Source organism: Desulfoluna sp. CYM3A (assembly GCF_056829965.1).
In genome coordinates this window covers 4,355,802-4,372,443 of the sequence record NZ_CP186556.1, presented here as the reverse complement: position 1 = coordinate 4,372,443, position 16,642 = coordinate 4,355,802, and the positions used below count along the sequence as shown (strand labels likewise).

15 protein-coding genes are annotated in these 16,642 nt (G+C 59.7%); 2 read left to right on the top strand and 13 right to left on the bottom strand.

All coding sequences use genetic code 11. From position 1 onward, the window contains the following. Positions 1 to 73 precede the first annotated feature (73 nt). The 7 genes from ACOYW1_RS22120 to ACOYW1_RS22090 all read right to left on the bottom strand — a co-directional run bounded on the left by ACOYW1_RS22120 (position 74) and on the right by ACOYW1_RS22090 (position 8,500). Positions 74 to 1,723 (bottom strand): AMP-binding protein, encoded by a 1,650-nt coding sequence (locus ACOYW1_RS22120; RefSeq protein WP_482419765.1) that lies wholly within the window; start codon positions 1,721 to 1,723, stop codon positions 74 to 76. Positions 1,724 to 1,810: 87 nt separating this feature from the next. Then, positions 1,811 to 2,383: a helix-turn-helix domain-containing protein gene (locus ACOYW1_RS22115; RefSeq protein WP_180139290.1), complete on the bottom strand. Its 573-nt coding sequence runs from the start codon at positions 2,381 to 2,383 to the stop codon at positions 1,811 to 1,813. Between the two features lie 436 nt (positions 2,384 to 2,819). Next, positions 2,820 to 3,482 (bottom strand): retropepsin-like aspartic protease, encoded by a 663-nt coding sequence (locus tag ACOYW1_RS22110; protein ID WP_482419764.1) that lies wholly within the window; start codon positions 3,480 to 3,482, stop codon positions 2,820 to 2,822. Positions 3,483 to 3,511: 29 nt separating this feature from the next. After that, the gene (locus ACOYW1_RS22105) at positions 3,512 to 4,813 is read right to left on the bottom strand and encodes a TRAP transporter large permease (protein ID WP_482423796.1); all 1,302 of its coding nucleotides are present in this window, start codon (positions 4,811 to 4,813) and stop codon (positions 3,512 to 3,514) included. 447 nt (positions 4,814 to 5,260) lie between these two features. Beyond that, positions 5,261 to 5,728, bottom strand: coding sequence for a TRAP transporter small permease (locus ACOYW1_RS22100; RefSeq protein ID WP_482417819.1), 468 nt, complete (start codon positions 5,726 to 5,728; stop codon positions 5,261 to 5,263). Then, positions 5,725 to 6,759: a TRAP transporter substrate-binding protein gene (locus ACOYW1_RS22095; RefSeq protein ID WP_482419763.1), complete on the bottom strand. Its 1,035-nt coding sequence runs from the start codon at positions 6,757 to 6,759 to the stop codon at positions 5,725 to 5,727. The genes ACOYW1_RS22100 and ACOYW1_RS22095 overlap by 4 nt, the downstream gene beginning before the upstream one ends. Before the next feature lie 343 nt (positions 6,760 to 7,102). Further along, positions 7,103 to 8,500 carry an NAD(P)H-dependent oxidoreductase gene (locus ACOYW1_RS22090; RefSeq protein ID WP_482417817.1) on the bottom strand — a complete coding sequence of 466 codons (1,398 nt, stop codon included), beginning with the start codon at positions 8,498 to 8,500 and terminating at the stop codon, positions 7,103 to 7,105. A 481-nt stretch (positions 8,501 to 8,981) separates the two neighbouring features. Between ACOYW1_RS22090 and ACOYW1_RS22085 the strand changes: the two genes are divergently transcribed. Beyond that, the gene (locus ACOYW1_RS22085) at positions 8,982 to 9,611 is read left to right on the top strand and encodes a MerR family transcriptional regulator (protein WP_482419762.1); all 630 of its coding nucleotides are present in this window, start codon (positions 8,982 to 8,984) and stop codon (positions 9,609 to 9,611) included. A 51-nt stretch (positions 9,612 to 9,662) separates the two neighbouring features. On the opposite strand, the gene map is transcribed toward ACOYW1_RS22085, so the two are convergent. The 3 genes from map to ACOYW1_RS22070 all read right to left on the bottom strand — a co-directional run bounded on the left by map (position 9,663) and on the right by ACOYW1_RS22070 (position 12,636). After that, the gene (gene map / locus ACOYW1_RS22080) at positions 9,663 to 10,556 is read right to left on the bottom strand and encodes a type I methionyl aminopeptidase (protein WP_482417815.1); all 894 of its coding nucleotides are present in this window, start codon (positions 10,554 to 10,556) and stop codon (positions 9,663 to 9,665) included. Between the two features lie 224 nt (positions 10,557 to 10,780). Further along, positions 10,781 to 12,100 carry a glycosyltransferase family protein gene (locus tag ACOYW1_RS22075; protein ID WP_482419761.1) on the bottom strand — a complete coding sequence of 440 codons (1,320 nt, stop codon included), beginning with the start codon at positions 12,098 to 12,100 and terminating at the stop codon, positions 10,781 to 10,783. Beyond that, positions 12,097 to 12,636, bottom strand: a complete 540-nt coding sequence (locus ACOYW1_RS22070; protein ID WP_482417813.1) for a phosphatase PAP2 family protein — start codon at positions 12,634 to 12,636, stop codon at positions 12,097 to 12,099. Before ACOYW1_RS22070 ends, ACOYW1_RS22075 begins: the two co-directional genes overlap by 4 nt. A gap of 266 nt (positions 12,637 to 12,902) precedes the next feature. On the opposite strand from ACOYW1_RS22070, the gene ACOYW1_RS22065 reads away from it, so the two are divergent. Further along, positions 12,903 to 13,403: a GNAT family N-acetyltransferase gene (locus ACOYW1_RS22065; RefSeq protein WP_482419760.1), complete on the top strand. Its 501-nt coding sequence runs from the start codon at positions 12,903 to 12,905 to the stop codon at positions 13,401 to 13,403. Positions 13,404 to 13,490: 87 nt separating this feature from the next. Here the strand turns inward: ACOYW1_RS22065 and ACOYW1_RS22060 are convergent, their stop codons facing one another. The 3 genes from ACOYW1_RS22060 to cysC all read right to left on the bottom strand — a co-directional run bounded on the left by ACOYW1_RS22060 (position 13,491) and on the right by cysC (position 15,672). Further along, positions 13,491 to 14,060: a phosphoribosyltransferase gene (locus ACOYW1_RS22060; RefSeq protein ID WP_482419759.1), complete on the bottom strand. Its 570-nt coding sequence runs from the start codon at positions 14,058 to 14,060 to the stop codon at positions 13,491 to 13,493. A 105-nt stretch (positions 14,061 to 14,165) separates the two neighbouring features. Further along, positions 14,166 to 15,074 carry an EamA family transporter gene (locus ACOYW1_RS22055; protein ID WP_482419758.1) on the bottom strand — a complete coding sequence of 303 codons (909 nt, stop codon included), beginning with the start codon at positions 15,072 to 15,074 and terminating at the stop codon, positions 14,166 to 14,168. 1 nt (position 15,075) lies between these two features. Further along, positions 15,076 to 15,672: an adenylyl-sulfate kinase gene (gene cysC / locus ACOYW1_RS22050; RefSeq protein WP_482419757.1), complete on the bottom strand. Its 597-nt coding sequence runs from the start codon at positions 15,670 to 15,672 to the stop codon at positions 15,076 to 15,078. Positions 15,673 to 16,642 lie beyond the last annotated feature (970 nt).

Genomic DNA, 16,642 nt, shown 5'->3' with positions numbered 1-16,642 from the left:
CAAATGCGCAGGGCGAGGAACGAGCCCCGGAGCATTTGCGAGCCTGGGGATTTATCCCCTGGTGTTTTTTCCGCTATTCGTGATCAGGAAACCAGGTTTTGTAGTTTTCCCGCATTTTGTACTTCTGCACCTTGCCGCTGGCCGTCATGGGGTATGCATCGACAATGGCCACGTGTTTGGGGATTTTAAAGCGGCTGATTTTTCCCCGGCAGAAGTCCCGCACGTCTTCGGGGAGGAGATCTGCCCCCTGTTTCGGGATGACGAAGGCGGCCACTTCCTCGCCGTATTTGCGGCTGGGGATGCCCACCACCTGGACGTCCTGGATTTCTTCCATGGTGTAGAGGAACTCTTCGATCTCCCGGGGGTAGATGTTCTCCCCGCCCCGGATGATCATGTCCTTGTGGCGGCCGGTGATGGTGATGTAGCCGTCCTCGTCCATGGTGGCCAGGTCCCCGGAGTGGAGCCAGCCGTCTTTATCAATGGCTTTTTCCGTGGCCTCGGGCATGTTGTAGTAGCCCTTCATCACGTTGTATCCCCTGCAGCAGAGTTCGCCCTGGGTTCCCGGGGCCACCACGTCTCCGGTCTCCGGGTCGATGAGCTTCACCTCGATTTCGGGCATGGCTTTGCCCACAGTCTCAACGCGCTTTTCAATGCTGTCTTCGATGCGGGTCTGGGTGATCACCGGGGAGGCCTCGGTGAGGCCGTAGCAGATGGTGATCTCGCTCATGTACATCTTGCGGATCACCTGCTTCATCACGTTGATGGGGCAGGAGGACCCGGCCATGATGCCGGTGCGAAGCGAGGAAAAATCGAACTTGGCAAAGAGCTTGTGCTCCAGGATGGCGATGAACATGGTGGGCACGCCGTAGAGGGCTGTGCAGCGCTCCTCTTCCACGGAGGCCATCACCTGCACCGGGTCGAAGCTCTCCAGGACCACCAGGGTGCTGGCGTGGGTGACGGCGGCCAGGACCCCTAAGACGCAGCCAAAGCAGTGAAAGAGGGGAACCGGCAGGCAGAGGCGGTCTTCATGGGTGAAATTCTGGTTTTCGCCGATCCAGAAGCCGTTGTTGCCGATGCTGTGGTGGCTGAGCATCACCCCCTTGGGGAACCCGGTGGTGCCGGAGGTGTACTGCATGTTCACCACGTCGTGGCAGGAGAGGGTGGCCTGGCGGGCTTGGTAATCTTCCTCTGAGACCATGGGGGCCATGGCTTCGATCTCGGGGATGGAGTACATGCCCCGGTGCTTTTCGTGACCCAGGAAAAAGACCCGTTTGAGGTTAGGGAATGTGTCGGTTTTGAGGTAGCCGCGCTGGCAGGTCTTGAGTTCGGGGATGAGGTCGCAGGCGATGTTGATGTAATCGGCGTCCTGATACCCGTTGATGACCAGGAGGTTCTCCGACTCCGACTGCTTGAGCAGGTACTCCAGCTCGGCGGACCGGTAGTTGGTGTTCACGGTGAGGAGGATGGCGCCGATCTTGGCGGTGGCAAACTGAAGGGTCACCCAGTAGGGGATGTTGGTGGCCCAGACCGCCACCTTTTCGCCCTTTTGGACCCCCAGGGCCATGAGGCCCCTGGCCACCCGGTCCACGGTCTCGCCGAATTCGCGATAGGTGAGCCGAAAGTCCCGGTCCACATAGATGATGGCTTCGTTGTCCGGGTGCTCGGCAACGGCTTTGTCGAGGATCTGCCCTAAGGTCAGTTCCCGAAGATTGGTGGTGGTCATGGTCTGCTCCGTATTGCGCTGGCCCGTTTCACGGGCCGGGTTCGTAACCGAGGGATCTTCTTAGCACGGGCGTGGCGGGCGTCCCCACTATTCCGGGATGTAGAGCACCGCGTAGATGCACGCCGGGGTCTCTGAAGCACAGCTTACGTAGTGGGGGACCACAGAGTTGTAGTAGATGCTGTCTCCGGCCTTGAGAAGATGGGTCTCCGTGCCGTAGATGACCTCCACCTCCCCTTGGGTGACCACGATGAACTCCTCCCCTTCGTGGGTGGAGAGCTTTTTGTCATGGGCAGATTCGGGCAGGATTTCAATGAAGAAGGGTTCCATGTGCCGGTCGGTTTTGCCCTGGCCCAGGGAGAAGAACCTGAGGGCAACGGGCTTGTCCTTGTCCGGGAGCATGTCGATCTCTCTTTTCTGATCGCCTTTGCGCACAATAAGAGGATCTTCGCTTACCTGATCATCAAGAAGGGTGCCCAGGCGGACCCCTAAGACCCGTGAAATTTTGAGCAGGGGGCCAAGGGAGGGGAAATACTCTTTCTCACGACCGATCTGTTCCAGGAACTCCCGTTGAAGTCCCGTGCGCTCCACAAGATCCTCCAGGGTGATGCCCCGTTGTTTCATCAGGCCGGCAATACGGCTGCCGATCTTCTCGATTTTCATGCAACGACTCCTTCATGTTGTGTTGGTGGATGGCTTGCCATCAAATATCACAAGGGGTGCCGGATTCCTTACAGGACGCAGGCACGTGGAGCGCCCCTCCTGCGGGATTGCTGACCGCCGGTCACCCTGGCGGGGATTGAAAAGCATCGTGAGCCTGTCTCGTCGTGATCGGATGGGATGTCCACCGGTCGGGTGGGGGAAGAGGAAACAGCTTGAGAATGATCCCTTTCATGTTACAGGATCTCTTACCGAATTCATGCCTTGATTGTAAATGGATTTTTCGTGGAAAAACGTGTTTTTTTCGGTTTCTCCGCACGCGGGAAAGGCGGGTTTGCCCCCCGGGGCTTTCCGGGTGCGGGGCAAGCTGGGGAGAGGTGGGCGGCATCGACGAATCGCAATGGGGGTATTCCTCCTTTACGGGGAACATAGTGGCTGATTACTTGGCCCAGAGGATGCGATGGTTTGCCGTGTCGATGGTGTGGGGAAAGTGTTTGAGAAAATCCATGCCCAAAAGGCCTTCGTGCTGGGTATGGCCTCCGTAATAGGGAATGACCGTGATGGTGGGGTTTTCCAGCTTCTTGGGACCCAGGGAGATGAAATCCGCCCTGGTGATACCTGTCTGGATGGTGTGGCCACCCGCCACCGAGGCATGGCCCGTAGCCATGTTCCTCAGACCGATGCGGCGTGCAAGGGCCTTGTGGATCACCGTGGTGCTGGCCCCGGTGTCCAGGAGCAGGATGGCCGAGACCGTCCGGTTGTTGTTGCCGATGGTCACCCGGACCAGGATTTTGTTGTCGGCAAAGGTGAACCGGGTAGAGGGCGCATTGGCCACGGGGGCGGGCTTGCCCTTCCGCTCCCGCTCTTCCTTGGTCATCTCTTCTTCTTTGAGGTCGACCACGGGCTCTTCGGGCTTCTCGTCAAACTGGTCGTAGAAGACCTTTGATTTTTCCGCCTCCTCTTTGGGCACCTGGCTCAGGTCGTCGGTAAAGCAGATGACCCCGTCTTCGTTTCTGTACTGGTAGAATTCCGCATATCCGGTCCCGCTGGAGAGAACCCAGGCCGCGGCAAAAAGTCCTGCGATGATGTGTCTGAGATGCATGGTGCTGTCCTCTCGGCCTGTTGCTCGGGTTATCCCATGGCCTCGGGAAGGACCAGGGCAATATCTGGAAAGAATATCACAAGAAGGGCAGCCAGGGCCAGGGCCGCAAGCAGAGGAAGCACCCCCTTGAAGATCACGGAAAGGGGGATGCTGGGCACAGCACTGGCGCCAGCGTAAGCGTGGATTCCCACAGGGGGGGTGATGACGCCGATCTGGGTGACCAGCACGATGACCACGCCGAACCACATGGGGTGAAACCCCAGCTCGGTGACCACCGGGTAGAAGATGGGGACGGTGAGCATGATCAGGGCCAGGGCGTCGATGAAGCACCCGCCCACCAGGTAGACCAGGACAATGAGGCCGATGACGGCATACGGGGGCAGGGCCATGTCCGCCACGGCCGTGGCGATCTCAAAGGGAATGCGGGTGACGGCCAGAAAATGGCCGAAGATGGTGGCTCCGGCCACGATGACAAGGATCATGCAGGAGATGCGGGTGGTCTCGGAGAGGGCGGCTGCAAAGCCTGAAACGTCGATGGTGCCTCGGGCCAGGGCAATGGCCAGGGTGCCGAAGGCGCCGATGCCCCCCGCTTCCGTGGGGGTGAAGATGCCGAAAAAGAGCCCGCCCATGACCAGGGCAAAGAGGAGTAGGGTCTCCACCAGGCCGCTCAACGACGCCAGGCGCTCTTTGGTGGTGCTTTTGGGTCCCCGTGGCGCCACCTCCGGGGTGATGAGGGCCCAGACGGCAACGGCCGCGGCAAAGAGCAGGGTGAGCAGGATCCCCGGAAGGATGCCCGCCATGAAGAGCCCTCCGATGGACTGCTCGGTCATGATGCCGTAGAGGATGAAGATGACGCTGGGGGGCACGAGGATCCCCAGGCTCCCCCCTGCCGCCACCACCCCTGCGGCCATGGTGTCCTTATAGCCGTAACGCTTCATCTCCGGGATGGTTACCGAGGCCATGGTGGCGCAGGTGGCGTTGGTGGAGCCGCAGATGGCGGAAAATCCGGCGCAGGCACCGATGGTGGCGATGGCCATGCCCCCGGGCAGGTGACCCATGAACCGGTAGGCTGCCTTGAAGAGCCGGGTGCTGATGCCCGCATGGAAGGCAATCTGCCCCATGAAGATGAACAGGGGAATCACGGTGAGGTTGTACGATCCGAAAACGTCGATGATGTCCCGCACCGCCAAATTCAACGCCGCGTCAAAGGAGACCAGGGCGCCAAACCCCAGGATGCCGGTGAGGGCCATGACAAAGCCCACGGGCATGCCCGTAAAGAGAAGCACAAAGAGAAAGAGAAAACCGGCGGCCCCGGCGGTTGTTGGAGACATCATAAAGATACAGACCCTCAATAGCTCGGTTGAAAATGCCGAAAAGCCTCCGGCGGCGAGGTGTGCCACCTCGAAAGCAGGTTGCCATTGCGCTTCGCCCTTCGTTCCTCAGGGCAAATCGTAATGGCATTTTCTGCGGGCTCCGCCCGCAACCAAAGCTGGCGGCTTTACGGGACGGTTCATAATCTGTTGAGTCCGGGTGATATTAAGAAAATTCCAAAACCCTTCATCGTGTTTTTAGAAAAATGAAATGGGCCTCTCCTGCAAAAGCGGCGGCCACATGTCACACACCATGCGAATGCCGTTGAAAACGGTTGCATGATGTCTGCTTTCATGCATTCGCCTCAGGGTTTCCAGGTGCCCCCACCTGGCCGCCGGAGGCTGGCTTTTCCTGCCCACTTTAACCATAGAAGGCTGGCTTTTTGACCATACAAGGCACGCTTTTCGCTACTTTAGCCGTGTGGCCAGTACGGCCACAAAGAGACCCATGCCTGCGGTGATGCCTGCCACCACGGGCCACACCGGGATTTTGAGGGTCATGGAGACCTCGGCGGCTTCTTTCAGCTCCAGGGCGTGGCTGCCCATGCGCAGGGTGAGCAGGCCGAAGAGGAGGATGAGCACCAGGGTGACGGTGCGGTCCAGCCATTTTGCAGGGGCCGGGGGGAGCTTTTCCCTCAGGAACGCCACGGCGATGTGGCCCCCTTTGAGGGTGGTGTCGGCCAGGGCAAAGGCCACCATGAGGGCGCTGAGGAACCCCACGGTTTCGTAGGTCCCTGCGATGGGGCTGCGGAAGAAGCGCAGGACAACATCCAGGCAGGTTGCCGCCATCATGGCCAGAAGGCAGGCGGCGGCGAGCCAGGCGGAGAACGTGGCTCCCTTGGTGATGCCTGTGGTGAGCGGGCCCGGCCTGGTCATGCGCCCCTCGCCTGGAGTTGGAGGGCCATGATGCGTTTGAGGGTCTCCACCAGGGTGGCTCCGTCAAGGCCTTTCTCTGAGGCCCGGGTGATGTAGTCCGTCACCACCGGGCGGACCGCTTCTTTCCAGGCCGCGTTTTCCTCTTTGGAGAGTTCCACGGTGCGGTTGCCCCGGGCAAGGCTGGCTTCCATGCCTGAGGTATCCAGCTCGTCCCAGGCTTTGCCGTGGACATCCACCCACCGGGCGCTGGTCTGTTCTAAGATGGTTTGCAGGTCGGCGGGCAGAGCATTCCATTTTCGCTTGTTCATCACCACGTACATGGTGGTGGTGTAGCCCACGGTTTTGCAGAGGGTGGTGGAGGAGATCACCTCGGCCTGGCGCCAGCCCTTGAGGACTTCCACCGGCCCGAAGGTGCCTTCCACCACGCCCTTTTGAAGGGCCTCGTAGGTGCTGCCCTGGGGCATGGCCACGGGCACGGCGCCCAGGGCTTTTACCACCTTGGCCGAGAGGCCGGTGGAGCGGATCTTCAGGCCCTTGAGGTCGGCCAGGGAGGCCACCGGTTTTTTGGTGTGGAGCAGGCCCGGTCCATGGGCGTGGAGGTAGAGCACTTTCACGTTGTCCAGCTCTTTGGGGGCCATGGCCCGGTGGTAGGCATTGACCACCCGGGAGGCGGTGAGGCCGTCGGGATAGCCCATGGGGAGGTCACAGGCCTCCATGACGGGAAAGCGGCCCCGGTTGTAGGCGAACACCGACATGCCGATGTCGGAGATGCCCCCTGTAACCCCGTCGTAGCAGTTTTTGGCGTTGGTGAGGGTTCCGCCGGGAAAGACGGTGATCTTGATGCGGCCGTTGCTCTGTTTTTCCACCTCTCTGGCCCAGGCTTCGGCGGCTTTGGCCTGGCCGTGGGAGGCGGGAAAGAAGACGCTGTAGGTCAGCTTCCAGGTCTTGGCTGCTGCAGGGGTGGAAAAAAGGGCCAGGGCAAGGGCCCCGGCAAGAAGAAGGCAGGAACAGCGAAGGACATGTCGGGTCATGGTACACTCCTCGGAAATCCTGGTGTGATGTCACGTCGAAGGCCGTGGCGATGGCTCGGCCTGAAACCATGGTGTTTCGCCTTGTTGTGGAATGGTGATGCGTCATTAAAAAACCGTGACTGGCGGTCATTTGTCAAGGGAATTGTGGCTATGGTGGGGAATCCATGATGTTTTTTGCGTGCGGGTTCCCTATCAAGGGGCTGGGCGCGTGTTGATGGGTTGAGGCCGTCAAAGGGAGTGTTTTTTGGGACAACAGGAATGAAAAAAGCCCTGCACGCGTCAAGTCGGGCGTGCAGGGCCTTTGGATGCAGGGAAACCGAAGTGTCTGTTTTATACCAGCCCTTTAGTCATTGGGGGTGTCGGCTTTTTCCACGATGCCTTTGTGGGGCTTGACCATCTCTTTTTTCAGCATTTTCCGTATGGCCTGACGCATGTCCGGGTCCTGGGTGAGCTTGATCATGTCTTCGCTCATCTTCATGGCGTCGGCGTCGTCGTGGGGAAAATCGTAGAGCCCGTTGGCTTCGTAGTAGGCGTGGTCGGCCTGGAAGACAAAGCGGTGGCGTCCCCACACGTCGTCTCGGAAGACCTTTCGGCCGCCGATGCCCACAAAGGTGGCCGGGCGCACATACCCGCGCTCGGCAAAGGCGGTGATGCGGCGGACCATGGTGTCGATGCGGGAATCAATGAAGCCGCTTCTCTCCACCTCGTCGGTGACGGTGTCGGCAAGGTGGGCGCCCTGCCATTCGACGATGGCGTCCAGGGTCCCTTTCAGGGCCACCATCTGGGTCAGGGGGCCGGAGAGGAGCAGGCCCACCTGCTTGCCCTTCAATGCGGGAACATGGTTCTGGAAAAAGCTGCGGTCGAAGAACTGCTTCCAGGTGGACGAGAGCCACCGGTCCCTGATTTCACCGGCGAGGATGAGGATATCGGCCGGGGCCACCTTTTCCCGGGCAAAGTCGATGAAGTCATCTTTGCCTTCGTAGATGCACGCGTGGTCGAATCCGCACTGGATACAGCCCAGGCAGTCTCCCTTGACGTTGAGCTCTGAGAGGGTAACCACCTCGATGTCCGCCTTGAACCCTTGGGTGCAGCGGGCCACCATTCGCCCTAAATTGGTTCCGTCGTAGTTTTCGTCCTGAATGAGCAGCACTTTCAGGGGGCCTGAGTCCACGGGTTCAGGTGCCGGGCCGCTCTCGTAGACATGCCAGCTGTAGGAGAGCGGGTAGGTGCGCTTGCCGAACATGGCCCCGGAGGCGACATCCTCGAAGAGTTGCGCGGCAAACTGGGCCAGGCGTATCTGTCCTTCTTCCTTGAGGAGGTCGTAGGAATCTGCGGAGTAGGAGCCGGCGAAGAGGGTGTCTAAGTCGTCGTTGATGGCCCGGAGGTAGTCCACGGCATAGTTGTCGAAGAAGTTGATGGAGGTGGAGATGGCCGCAGCGTATTTCCCCTTGAATAGCGGGGCTTTGCCGTCGTTAAACACCTTCTCGATGAAGCGCTTGTACTGGGCAGGCACCAGGCAGGTATAGACGGGTGTGGCCCAGAGGATGAGGTCTGCCTGTTTCACTGACTCCATGACGGCGTCAAAGGCATCTCCGTTTTCTTCCATGAGGGCGTTGATTGTCTGGCCGATGTGGAACACATCGTAGGTATGTTCCGGGAACAGTTTACTGATGTAGTTGACCGATTGCAGGGTAACGCTGTCCTTACCCTTCGGGCTCCCACTAAGGACGGTGATGTTCATCTTTGGACTCCTTGAAGTTGCAAAAGCAAATCTTTAGGGGCCGGAAAGTGCACCATGAAACTACTGAAATGTCTACTTCCCCCTTCTCCACTGAGTGAGTTTTAGCAGACGGTCAATTCGTGTGTAAAGCGGAAAGTTTCACTTGCCACTTTGGTGGTTGAAACTTGGTAAACAATGTTTTAATATCGGAACCATTCTTGCCGCAAGTCCCCGAGGCGCGCGGTAATTGCTTTCCTCAGTTTTAAACTCGAATTTGTTGTTTTTTATGTAAGTGCTCAGACCCACTATGATTTTTTGTTGAACCGCTGTTTCTTTTGAAAAAAAAAGGCACATGGGGGAGGGGCCTGCCACCACGACGGCAGGGTCGTGTCGTCGGGTTCGGACAACCCGCATCGGGATACACACGGTGATAAAATTCTACAATTCCAGGCCTGTGGGGGCGGAATTGCCAACCCATGCGAAGGATCGAGGATCAGGCACAATGGAGCAGATGATATCCGAAGATATTCCCCGTACGAATCGCGGGGTGCCTTATGTGAAGATGCGCGACCTCAAGTCGCTGACGGGGCTGCCCGGGTCCACCATTCAACACTATGCCAACCTGGGGCTCCTGCCGGGAACGGTGAAGACCGAGACCAATGTGGCGTGGTACCCCCCGGACACCGTGGCGCGGATCCGGCTGATCCGCCTGCTGCAGAACCGGCATCGCCACGCCGTTACTCAGGCCATTTCGCGGGAGGTCTTTATCCGCGACACCGGCCTCACCGCAGAGATCGTGGAACGGCTGGAGGCCTTAGGCCTTCTGCTTCCGGTGAGCGAGGGAAAGTATGATCGGGAGGACGTGATGGTGGCGTCCCTGGCCCGGAAAGCCCTGGCCATGGGGGTGGACCTGGAGGACCTCACCTTTTATTCGGATCTGGTGGGCAAGATGGTGGCCCGGGAGATGAAGCTGAGACGGGGGGTGAGCCGGGGGCTCAGCGTGGAGCAGAACAGCGCCATGACCCTGGAGCTGACCCGCATGGGGCGGGCATTTCGTATCTACCTGTTTGACCGGACCTTTCAGAAGGTGATCCTGGATTCGGTGTCGGAGGATGATTCGGAAACCATGTGACGGAGGCGCTGCCCCCGGCGGAGAGGCCGGGGGCAGTGCAGGGGCTTGTGTCTACAGGCCCAGGGGGGTGAGGCTTTCAAAGCCCTCTTCGGTGACCACGATGGTCTCCTCAAACTGGGCGGAGAGGGAGCCGTCACGGGTGACGGCGGTCCACTGGTCATCGAGGATATAGAGCTCGGGGCTCCCTAAGTTGATCATGGGCTCGATGGTGAAGACCATGCCGGGCACCAGGGGGATGCCGTGCCCCTTGCGGCCGAAGTGGGGCACCTGGGGGCCTTCGTGGAACTCGTAGCCCACCCCGTGGCCGATGAACTCCCGGACCACCGAGCAGCCCTGGCCCTCGGCGTAGCTCTGGATGGCGTGGCCGATGTCTCCGATGGTGTTGCCGGGGCGCACCACGGCAAGGGCCTGCTTCAGGCTCTCTTTGGCCACCTCCACGATCTTTACGGCGTCCTTGGACGGGGTGCCTACATAGTGAGTCTGGTTGGCGTCTGCGTAAAATCCGTCCACAATGGAGGTGATGTCCACGTTGATGATGTCGCCGTCTTTGAGGACCCGGTCTCCGGGGATGCCGTGGCAGATGACATCGTTCAGGGAGAGGCAGACACTCTTGGGGTAGCCCTTGTAGTTGAGGGGGGCGGGGATGCCGCCGTTCTTGACGGTGAACTCGTGGACGGCGGTGTTGATCTCATCCGTGGTGATGCCCGGCCTGATCATCTCTTTGACCAGCTCGTGGGTTCTGACCACCAGATCGCCCGCAACCCTTATTTTTTCAATGTCTTCCGGCTTTTTCAGGCGGATGTCGAACTTGTTTTTGTAATACGCTTCCACGTTGTCGGGATCGGGCTGGCCTTTTTTCAAGGCGCAGCACTTCTTGTATTTTTTCCCGCTGCCGCAGGGGCAGAGTTCGTTCCGTCCGATTTTGATTCCTAATTTCTTTTTCATAAGGCCCAGTGTGAGTGGCAAGGTAAATGACATGGATAAACCCATGATGGCCTCAAAAACAAATGGGTGAGGCCGCGTTATATATACAACATGTCGCCAGCTGCCGCAGGTGCCGGGCAGGTAAAAAAGCAATACAGCCACCCAGGTAAGGTGGTGGGGGACGACCGCTGTCCTGCCTCGGGAGTGCCTCGGCGTTCAAAGGGCCCGCGCTGTATAGTTGTCCGTTACTTTTTCATCCGTGCCCGCACGCCGTGTCGTCGGCTGGCGGTGACGTTTCCAACAACCGCATCAACCAGTGGTGTCGTTGCTCGAATGGATAAATATAGGGCAGGTTTAGGACAATGTAAAGGGGGGCACCGGAGACCGGTTGGCTGGGCGGGGATGCAAGGCGGCTGAATGTTCCTTCTTTGATGATGAAATATCCGGGTTAAGGGGATTTCAGGCCGTGAATCCCCGGGCCGGGAGGGGCGGGTTGGTGTGACGGCCGGTGGGCCGGTCCATGGCCCGAAGGGGATCACTGCGGGTTGCGCGTGCCCAGAGGCGCCGTGAGAGAATATCGATTTTTTCGGTGCAGCCGCGGGTGATCCAGTGGGCCAGCTCCGATGCCGTGTCGGGAAAGGGACGGGGGGCGGGCATGGGGGCATCCAGCCACGCTGTGACGGTGCGTGGGGCAAGGCGTTCCATGCGAGTCGCAAAGCCAAGGAGTTCAAGGACCCTGGCGTTGGAGAGCTGCTCCATCTGGCCGTCGGGTCTCGTTCCACCAGGAGCTTTTTGCCCAGGTGGATCGCCTCGCTTGCAAGCTCAAACCCCGCGCTGCTGATCACCCCCTGGCAGGTGGCAAGATCTTTTTGGAACCCTGTGCGGCTGAAGGGGCGGAGGTGCAGGTTCCCCTGGTCCCGGGGGGCGTTGATGTCGCAGTAGATCGTGTACCGGGCCCGTCCTGCCTGGGCAAGGACCTTCTCAACGGCGCTGCGTTCTTCAAAGGGCAGGTAGACCAGAATTTTTCCTGGGTCCGGTGGAGCCGCGGAGTGGGCCGTGTCGATGATGGGGGGCAGGATGTGCGGGGCAAAGGGATGCCAGTGCAGGCCCACGGAGGTGGTGCAGGGGGCAAAGCATTTCATGACAAGGCGCTGCAGGGGCCGGGCCCCTTCCACGGGGACGGGGTCGGCAAAGGCGTTTTGGTGGGAGATGCCCAGGCACGGCAGGCCATGGAAGCGGCAATGCCAGGCCGTGACCGGTTCAAAGTCGCTGATGATGCGGTCAAAACCAGACAGGTCCAGGGCGCGGACATCCCGGAAAAAGGTGGGAAACGAAAGGTTGGCCGCTGTCTTCAGCGGGTCGATGCGTCCTTTTACCGTGGTAAAGGTAAGCCCTTTGCAAGCCCGGTAGTCACCAAAGGCCTCCATGTCGAAGAGTTTTTCCGGCGGCCTGCCGGAGAAGAGCCAGGTAACGTTTGCTCCTGCCGCTTCAAGGGCACGACCCAGGATTCGGGCTCGGGTGATGTGACCGTTTCCCGTGGCCTGGACACCGTAAAAGATCTTCACGGGGTCCCTCCCGGCATCAGGAGAAGGGCGGAGACGGCGCTGCTGATCCCCAGGGTCATGCCCGCCAGGATGTCCGTGGGGTAGTGGACCCGCAGGATCACCCGCGACAGGGAGATGAGAAAGGCCAGGCCCAGGGCCGGGATCATGAAGGCGGGGTAGACGTGCCCCACCAGGGTGGCCGTGACAAAGGCGGCGGCGCTGTGGCCCGAGGGAAAGCTGAAGGTGTCCGACGGGGTGATGAAGGCTGACACCTGGCCCAGGGCGTGGTTGGGCCGGGGCCTTCGGATGGTGTGCTTCAGGAACAGGTAGAGGGGCAGCTCAAGGGCAAAGGCCAGGAGCCCGGCCGCAAGAAAGTAGGGTCCTCTTACAGGCTCGAAGAGCGCAAGGCCCAATCCTGCGGCAAGGTAGAGGTAGCCGTCCCCCAGCCGGGAGATCCAGCGGAACACCCCGGCGATACGCTGGGCACGGGGCCTTTGGACAATCCAGAGGAAGAGTCTCACGTCACAGGTTGTGAACGTCTTGATGAGCGTGCTCATACATGGCCTCCTTGATGAGTGGTTGCATGTATTTTAAAGACATCCCTGTTTCGGTTGTGTGTCGGGGGCGTGAGGGTTCTGTTGTCTTGCATCGGAGAAAATAAAAAAGCCACCGGGGTGTGCCGTGGCTGTGGTCATCCAGCTCTGTGTCTCCTGGGGTAACACACGGAAGAGACGTGTGAAAAGGTTTGGACAAAGGGGGCGCCCAGGCGCATGATAAAGGGCGATACGGATTTTCAGGCTGGGATGACTACGGAGAAAACGTGATGGCAGAGATGACAATTCGAGAAGCCCGCGTGCAGGATGCGGATACCCTTGCCGACATGATACGCCTCTCCCACCGGGACGTTGCAGAGCGTTTTAACCTTACAAAGGAAAATTGTCCCAAGCACCCCTCCTTTTGCCTGGACTCGTGGGTTCAGGCTGATTTTCAACGGGGCGTGAGGTATTTTTTCCTGGATACCGACGGCTCTCCTTCAGGGTGCATGGCCCTGGAATGGGCGTCGGATCAGGAAATGTACGTGGAGAGGTTATCGGTTCTTCCCCACAGGAGGCGCTGCGGAGCAGGTATCCGCCTTGTTGCCCATGCCCTGGGGGAGGCAGCCAACCTGGGCGTCGATACCCTGGGCATCGGCATCATTTCAGAGTTTGCCGAGTTGAAGGCCTGGTATCGGTCCCTTGGCTTTGAGACGGAGTCGGTGAAGCGTTTTGACCACCTGCCGTTTGAGGTGTGTTTTATGAAACGCTGGGTGCCGGTGACGGTGTAGGGTATATAAAGCTCCCATGCCCTTGGAAAACAAAAAAAGCGGGCCCCGTATGGGGTCCGCTTTTCTGCGTTTGAGCCGGAGGTTGGGCTACTTACCCTTGGTCGGATCCGGGAAGATGAATCCCTTGGCGGCGAGCTCCTCTTTGGAGAGGGCTTCCAGCTCGTGGGGGAGGACCAGCCAGTCCTGGGAGGCGTATTTGCGGTAATGAAAGTGGGGGGTGATGTCCACCTGGGTGTTTTCCGGCTTGTAGTAGAGGGCCGCCATTTTTACGTCTTCGGGGTTGCACTCCACCTCGTCCAGAACGCGCTCGTACACCGCTTTGAAGGTTTTTCCGCGGTCGAAGATGTCGTCCACGATGAGAAGGCGCTTGCCCTTTTCCATGCGGCGCTTCAAAGAGTCCAGGTTCTCTACCAGAACCTCACCGGCCTGGGCGATGCCCGTGTAGGACTGGGCGTGGATGGTGGTGAACTCCTTGGGGGTTCCGGAAAGGAGGCCAAAGACCTCCTGCATGTAGATACAGATCTGGGCCCCGCCCCGCGTGATGCCCGAGAGGATCTCAAAATCATCCCCTGCCGTGAAAATTTTCTTGGCAAATCCCCAGCAGTCCCGTTCCATCTGGAGGGCGTCGATAAAAATCTTTTCGTTAACCTGGCTCATGTGAACTCCCCGGTTTTATAAAAAAGAGCCCTGTCAGGCCCTTTCTGGATTTAAGCGTGTTTGGGGCAGTCATACAGGGTTTTTGTCAGGATTTCCACTGAAGAATCATCCCGCAGCCACGAGAACAAGCCCCACGGACATGATGGCAATGCCCGTGAATTTCGGCGCGGTGCGGCTCTCCTTGAGGATCCCCATGCCCATGAGGGCGCCCAGGGGAATGCTGAGCTGGCGGAAGGCCACCACGTAGGTGACGTCCGAGGCAAAGTTCATGGCGGTGAGCACCAGGCTGTAGGTGCCGGAAACGCCGATACCGGTGACGGCGGCGTTCTTGAGGCGCCGGGTGACCGTGTGCCGGAGACGCCCTCGGGCCGTTGTCCTTGGCAGGACCAGAAGGAGCATAAAGCCGATACTTGTGAGGTTCTGGACGAGGAGGTAGAGCAGGGAGAGCCTGAAGGAGGAGATGCCCTGGTCCGTCAGGGGGGAGAGCAGGCGGATGCAGTGGTCGTCGGCCAGGGAGTAGACCACGGTGCAGAGGGCCACCACAAGGGCCGTTGCCGAGGCGCGGTTGAGATAGCCCCCGGGACGGATGTCTTTAAAGGAGGCCTGGGGCAGCACAAAGCAGCCCGCCATGATCAAGGCGCCGCCCGCAAGGCAGGTGGCGGAGATGGCGTCACCCCGCCCCAGGAGAAAGGACCCGGCGGCCACAAAGACCAGGGGAAAAGCCCGGGCAATGGGGTAGACCACGGAGAGATCCCCGCACCGGTAGGCCGCAGAGAGGCTGGTGTAGTAGAGGCACTGGAAGAGGCCCCCCAACGTCAGGGGAAGCCAGACCGCCGGGGGAAACCGCAGCACGGTGGGAACCACGGGCAGCACCACCGGCGAAAGGGCCAGGGTGCCGATGACGGTGGCCACCAGGAAAAACGCGATGGAGGGGTGCTCGTGTTTTCCCAAGAGGTTCCATCCCGCATGGGTAAACGCAGAGACAATGATGAGGGCAACGGCGGTGAATTCCATGTCAGGGCTGCCTTTTCAGCATTGGGAGAATCTGGCTCAGGAGAAGGCCGGCACAGGCCTCGGGGGAGCGCGTGCTGGTGTCGATGGTGAGATCCGGATTTTCCGGGGGCTCGTAGGGGGCGTCCAGGCCGGTCATGCCGGTGAGGACCCCCTGTTCTGCTCTGACGTAGAGGCCTTTGGGATCTCGGGTGCGGCACACCTCAAGGGGGGTGGATACGTGGATCTCCACGAACCGGTTTTGAAATTTTCCCCGCAGGGCGTTTCGTTCGGCATGGTACGGGCTGATAAAGGCGCAGAGGGTGACGAGCCCGGCATCCAGAAAGAGCCCTGCTACCTCTCCGATGCGGCGGATGTTCTCTTTGCGGTCGGAAGGTGAGAGCCCCAGGTCCTGGTTGAGACCGGAGCGGACATTGTCCCCGTCAAGGAGGATGGTGTGGACCCCGTGATCATGGAGCCGTTGCTCCAGAAGACCGGCCACCGTGGACTTTCCCGATGCGCTGAGACCGGTGAACCAGAGGAGCAGGGGGGCATGCCCCTTTTGGGACGCACGCATCCCCGGGGTGACAGGGTGGTTGTGGGTGAACACTCGGGTCGTCATAACAGTTCCTTAACGAGTCTGGACGGGGCAATGGCCGGATAGCCTCAGGTGATCCGTTCATACCATCGGACGGGGCGGGAGGAAATAGGAAAAGGGGGGAGTGAATGGTCAATAGTGAATAGCGAGTGGGAAATAGCGAATGGGGAGCGGTTTCAGATGCGTCCCGTCATTACATGTGACGGAAAAGGTGGCGCCGGGGCCTGGGGGTGTATTATAGCAGATGGCTTGGAAAGGTTTTTTGGTAGACGCAGGCAAGGAGAGAGGGAAATGGACGAGCCGGTATATATTGTCTCGGGATACATGCGATCCGGGACTTCCATGATGATGAAGGTGCTTGAAGGGGCGGGCATGGTGGCCCGGTACAACTCGAAAAAAGATGAGGTGCTGGGGGAAAAGTACGGCAGGGAGGATTACCACCCAAATCCGGAAGGGTTTTTCGAGCTGGGCCGCAAAGAGTTCGATGACCCCGGCTTTCCCGGGATTTTTTCAGGGCAGCTCATCAAGGTGCTGCACTGGCGGCTCAAGGGGCTGCCCGTTCACCCCTATCGCATCTGCTTTATGACCCGGGACCCCAAGGAGATCGAGGTGAGCTACCTTAAGATGTTCAGGCGCCGTCCCCCCTTTGTCCTTCAGAAATACCACGAGCTGGTGGCGGAGGTGGTTCGGGATGTGAATGCCCGGGGCGACTCCGAGATCCTGCTGGTGCCCCACGCCGAGATGCTCAGCGACCCGTCAGCTGTCCTTGCCCGTCTTTCCTCAGCCGGGTGGCCCCTCACCGACCTTAAAAACGGCGCCGCCCAGGTGGACCCGTCCACTCTACCGCTCCCGCCCCGAGACCCTTGCCGAGGCCCGCGACGCCGTGCCCGGCCTTCGTACCGACATGCCCGAGTGCCTGTCATAACAAAAAAGCCCCCGGAAAACCGGGGGCTTTTTTTTATATCATGCAGCGGTCGACAACGCGTCGCCTGCC

Bases quoted from the DNA above. Each gene is read 5' to 3' on its own strand.
- ACOYW1_RS22120 (WP_482419765.1), bottom strand. From the start codon at position 1,723: ATGACCACCACCAATCTTCGGGAACTGACCTTAGGGCAGATCCTCGAC.
- ACOYW1_RS22115 (WP_180139290.1), bottom strand. From the start codon at position 2,383: ATGAAAATCGAGAAGATCGGCAGCCGTATTGCCGGCCTGATGAAACAA.
- ACOYW1_RS22110 (WP_482419764.1), bottom strand. From the start codon at position 3,482: ATGCATCTCAGACACATCATCGCAGGACTTTTTGCCGCGGCCTGGGTT.
- ACOYW1_RS22105 (WP_482423796.1), bottom strand. From the start codon at position 4,813: ATGTCTCCAACAACCGCCGGGGCCGCCGGTTTTCTCTTTCTCTTTGTG.
- ACOYW1_RS22100 (WP_482417819.1), bottom strand. From the start codon at position 5,728: ATGACCAGGCCGGGCCCGCTCACCACAGGCATCACCAAGGGAGCCACG.
- ACOYW1_RS22095 (WP_482419763.1), bottom strand. From the start codon at position 6,759: ATGACCCGACATGTCCTTCGCTGTTCCTGCCTTCTTCTTGCCGGGGCC.
- ACOYW1_RS22090 (WP_482417817.1), bottom strand. From the start codon at position 8,500: ATGAACATCACCGTCCTTAGTGGGAGCCCGAAGGGTAAGGACAGCGTT.
- ACOYW1_RS22085 (WP_482419762.1), top strand. From the start codon at position 8,982: ATGGAGCAGATGATATCCGAAGATATTCCCCGTACGAATCGCGGGGTG.
- map (WP_482417815.1), bottom strand. From the start codon at position 10,556: ATGAAAAAGAAATTAGGAATCAAAATCGGACGGAACGAACTCTGCCCC.
- ACOYW1_RS22070 (WP_482417813.1), bottom strand. From the start codon at position 12,636: ATGAGCACGCTCATCAAGACGTTCACAACCTGTGACGTGAGACTCTTC.
- ACOYW1_RS22065 (WP_482419760.1), top strand. From the start codon at position 12,903: ATGGCAGAGATGACAATTCGAGAAGCCCGCGTGCAGGATGCGGATACC.
- ACOYW1_RS22060 (WP_482419759.1), bottom strand. From the start codon at position 14,060: ATGAGCCAGGTTAACGAAAAGATTTTTATCGACGCCCTCCAGATGGAA.
- ACOYW1_RS22055 (WP_482419758.1), bottom strand. From the start codon at position 15,074: ATGGAATTCACCGCCGTTGCCCTCATCATTGTCTCTGCGTTTACCCAT.
- cysC (WP_482419757.1), bottom strand. From the start codon at position 15,672: ATGACGACCCGAGTGTTCACCCACAACCACCCTGTCACCCCGGGGATG.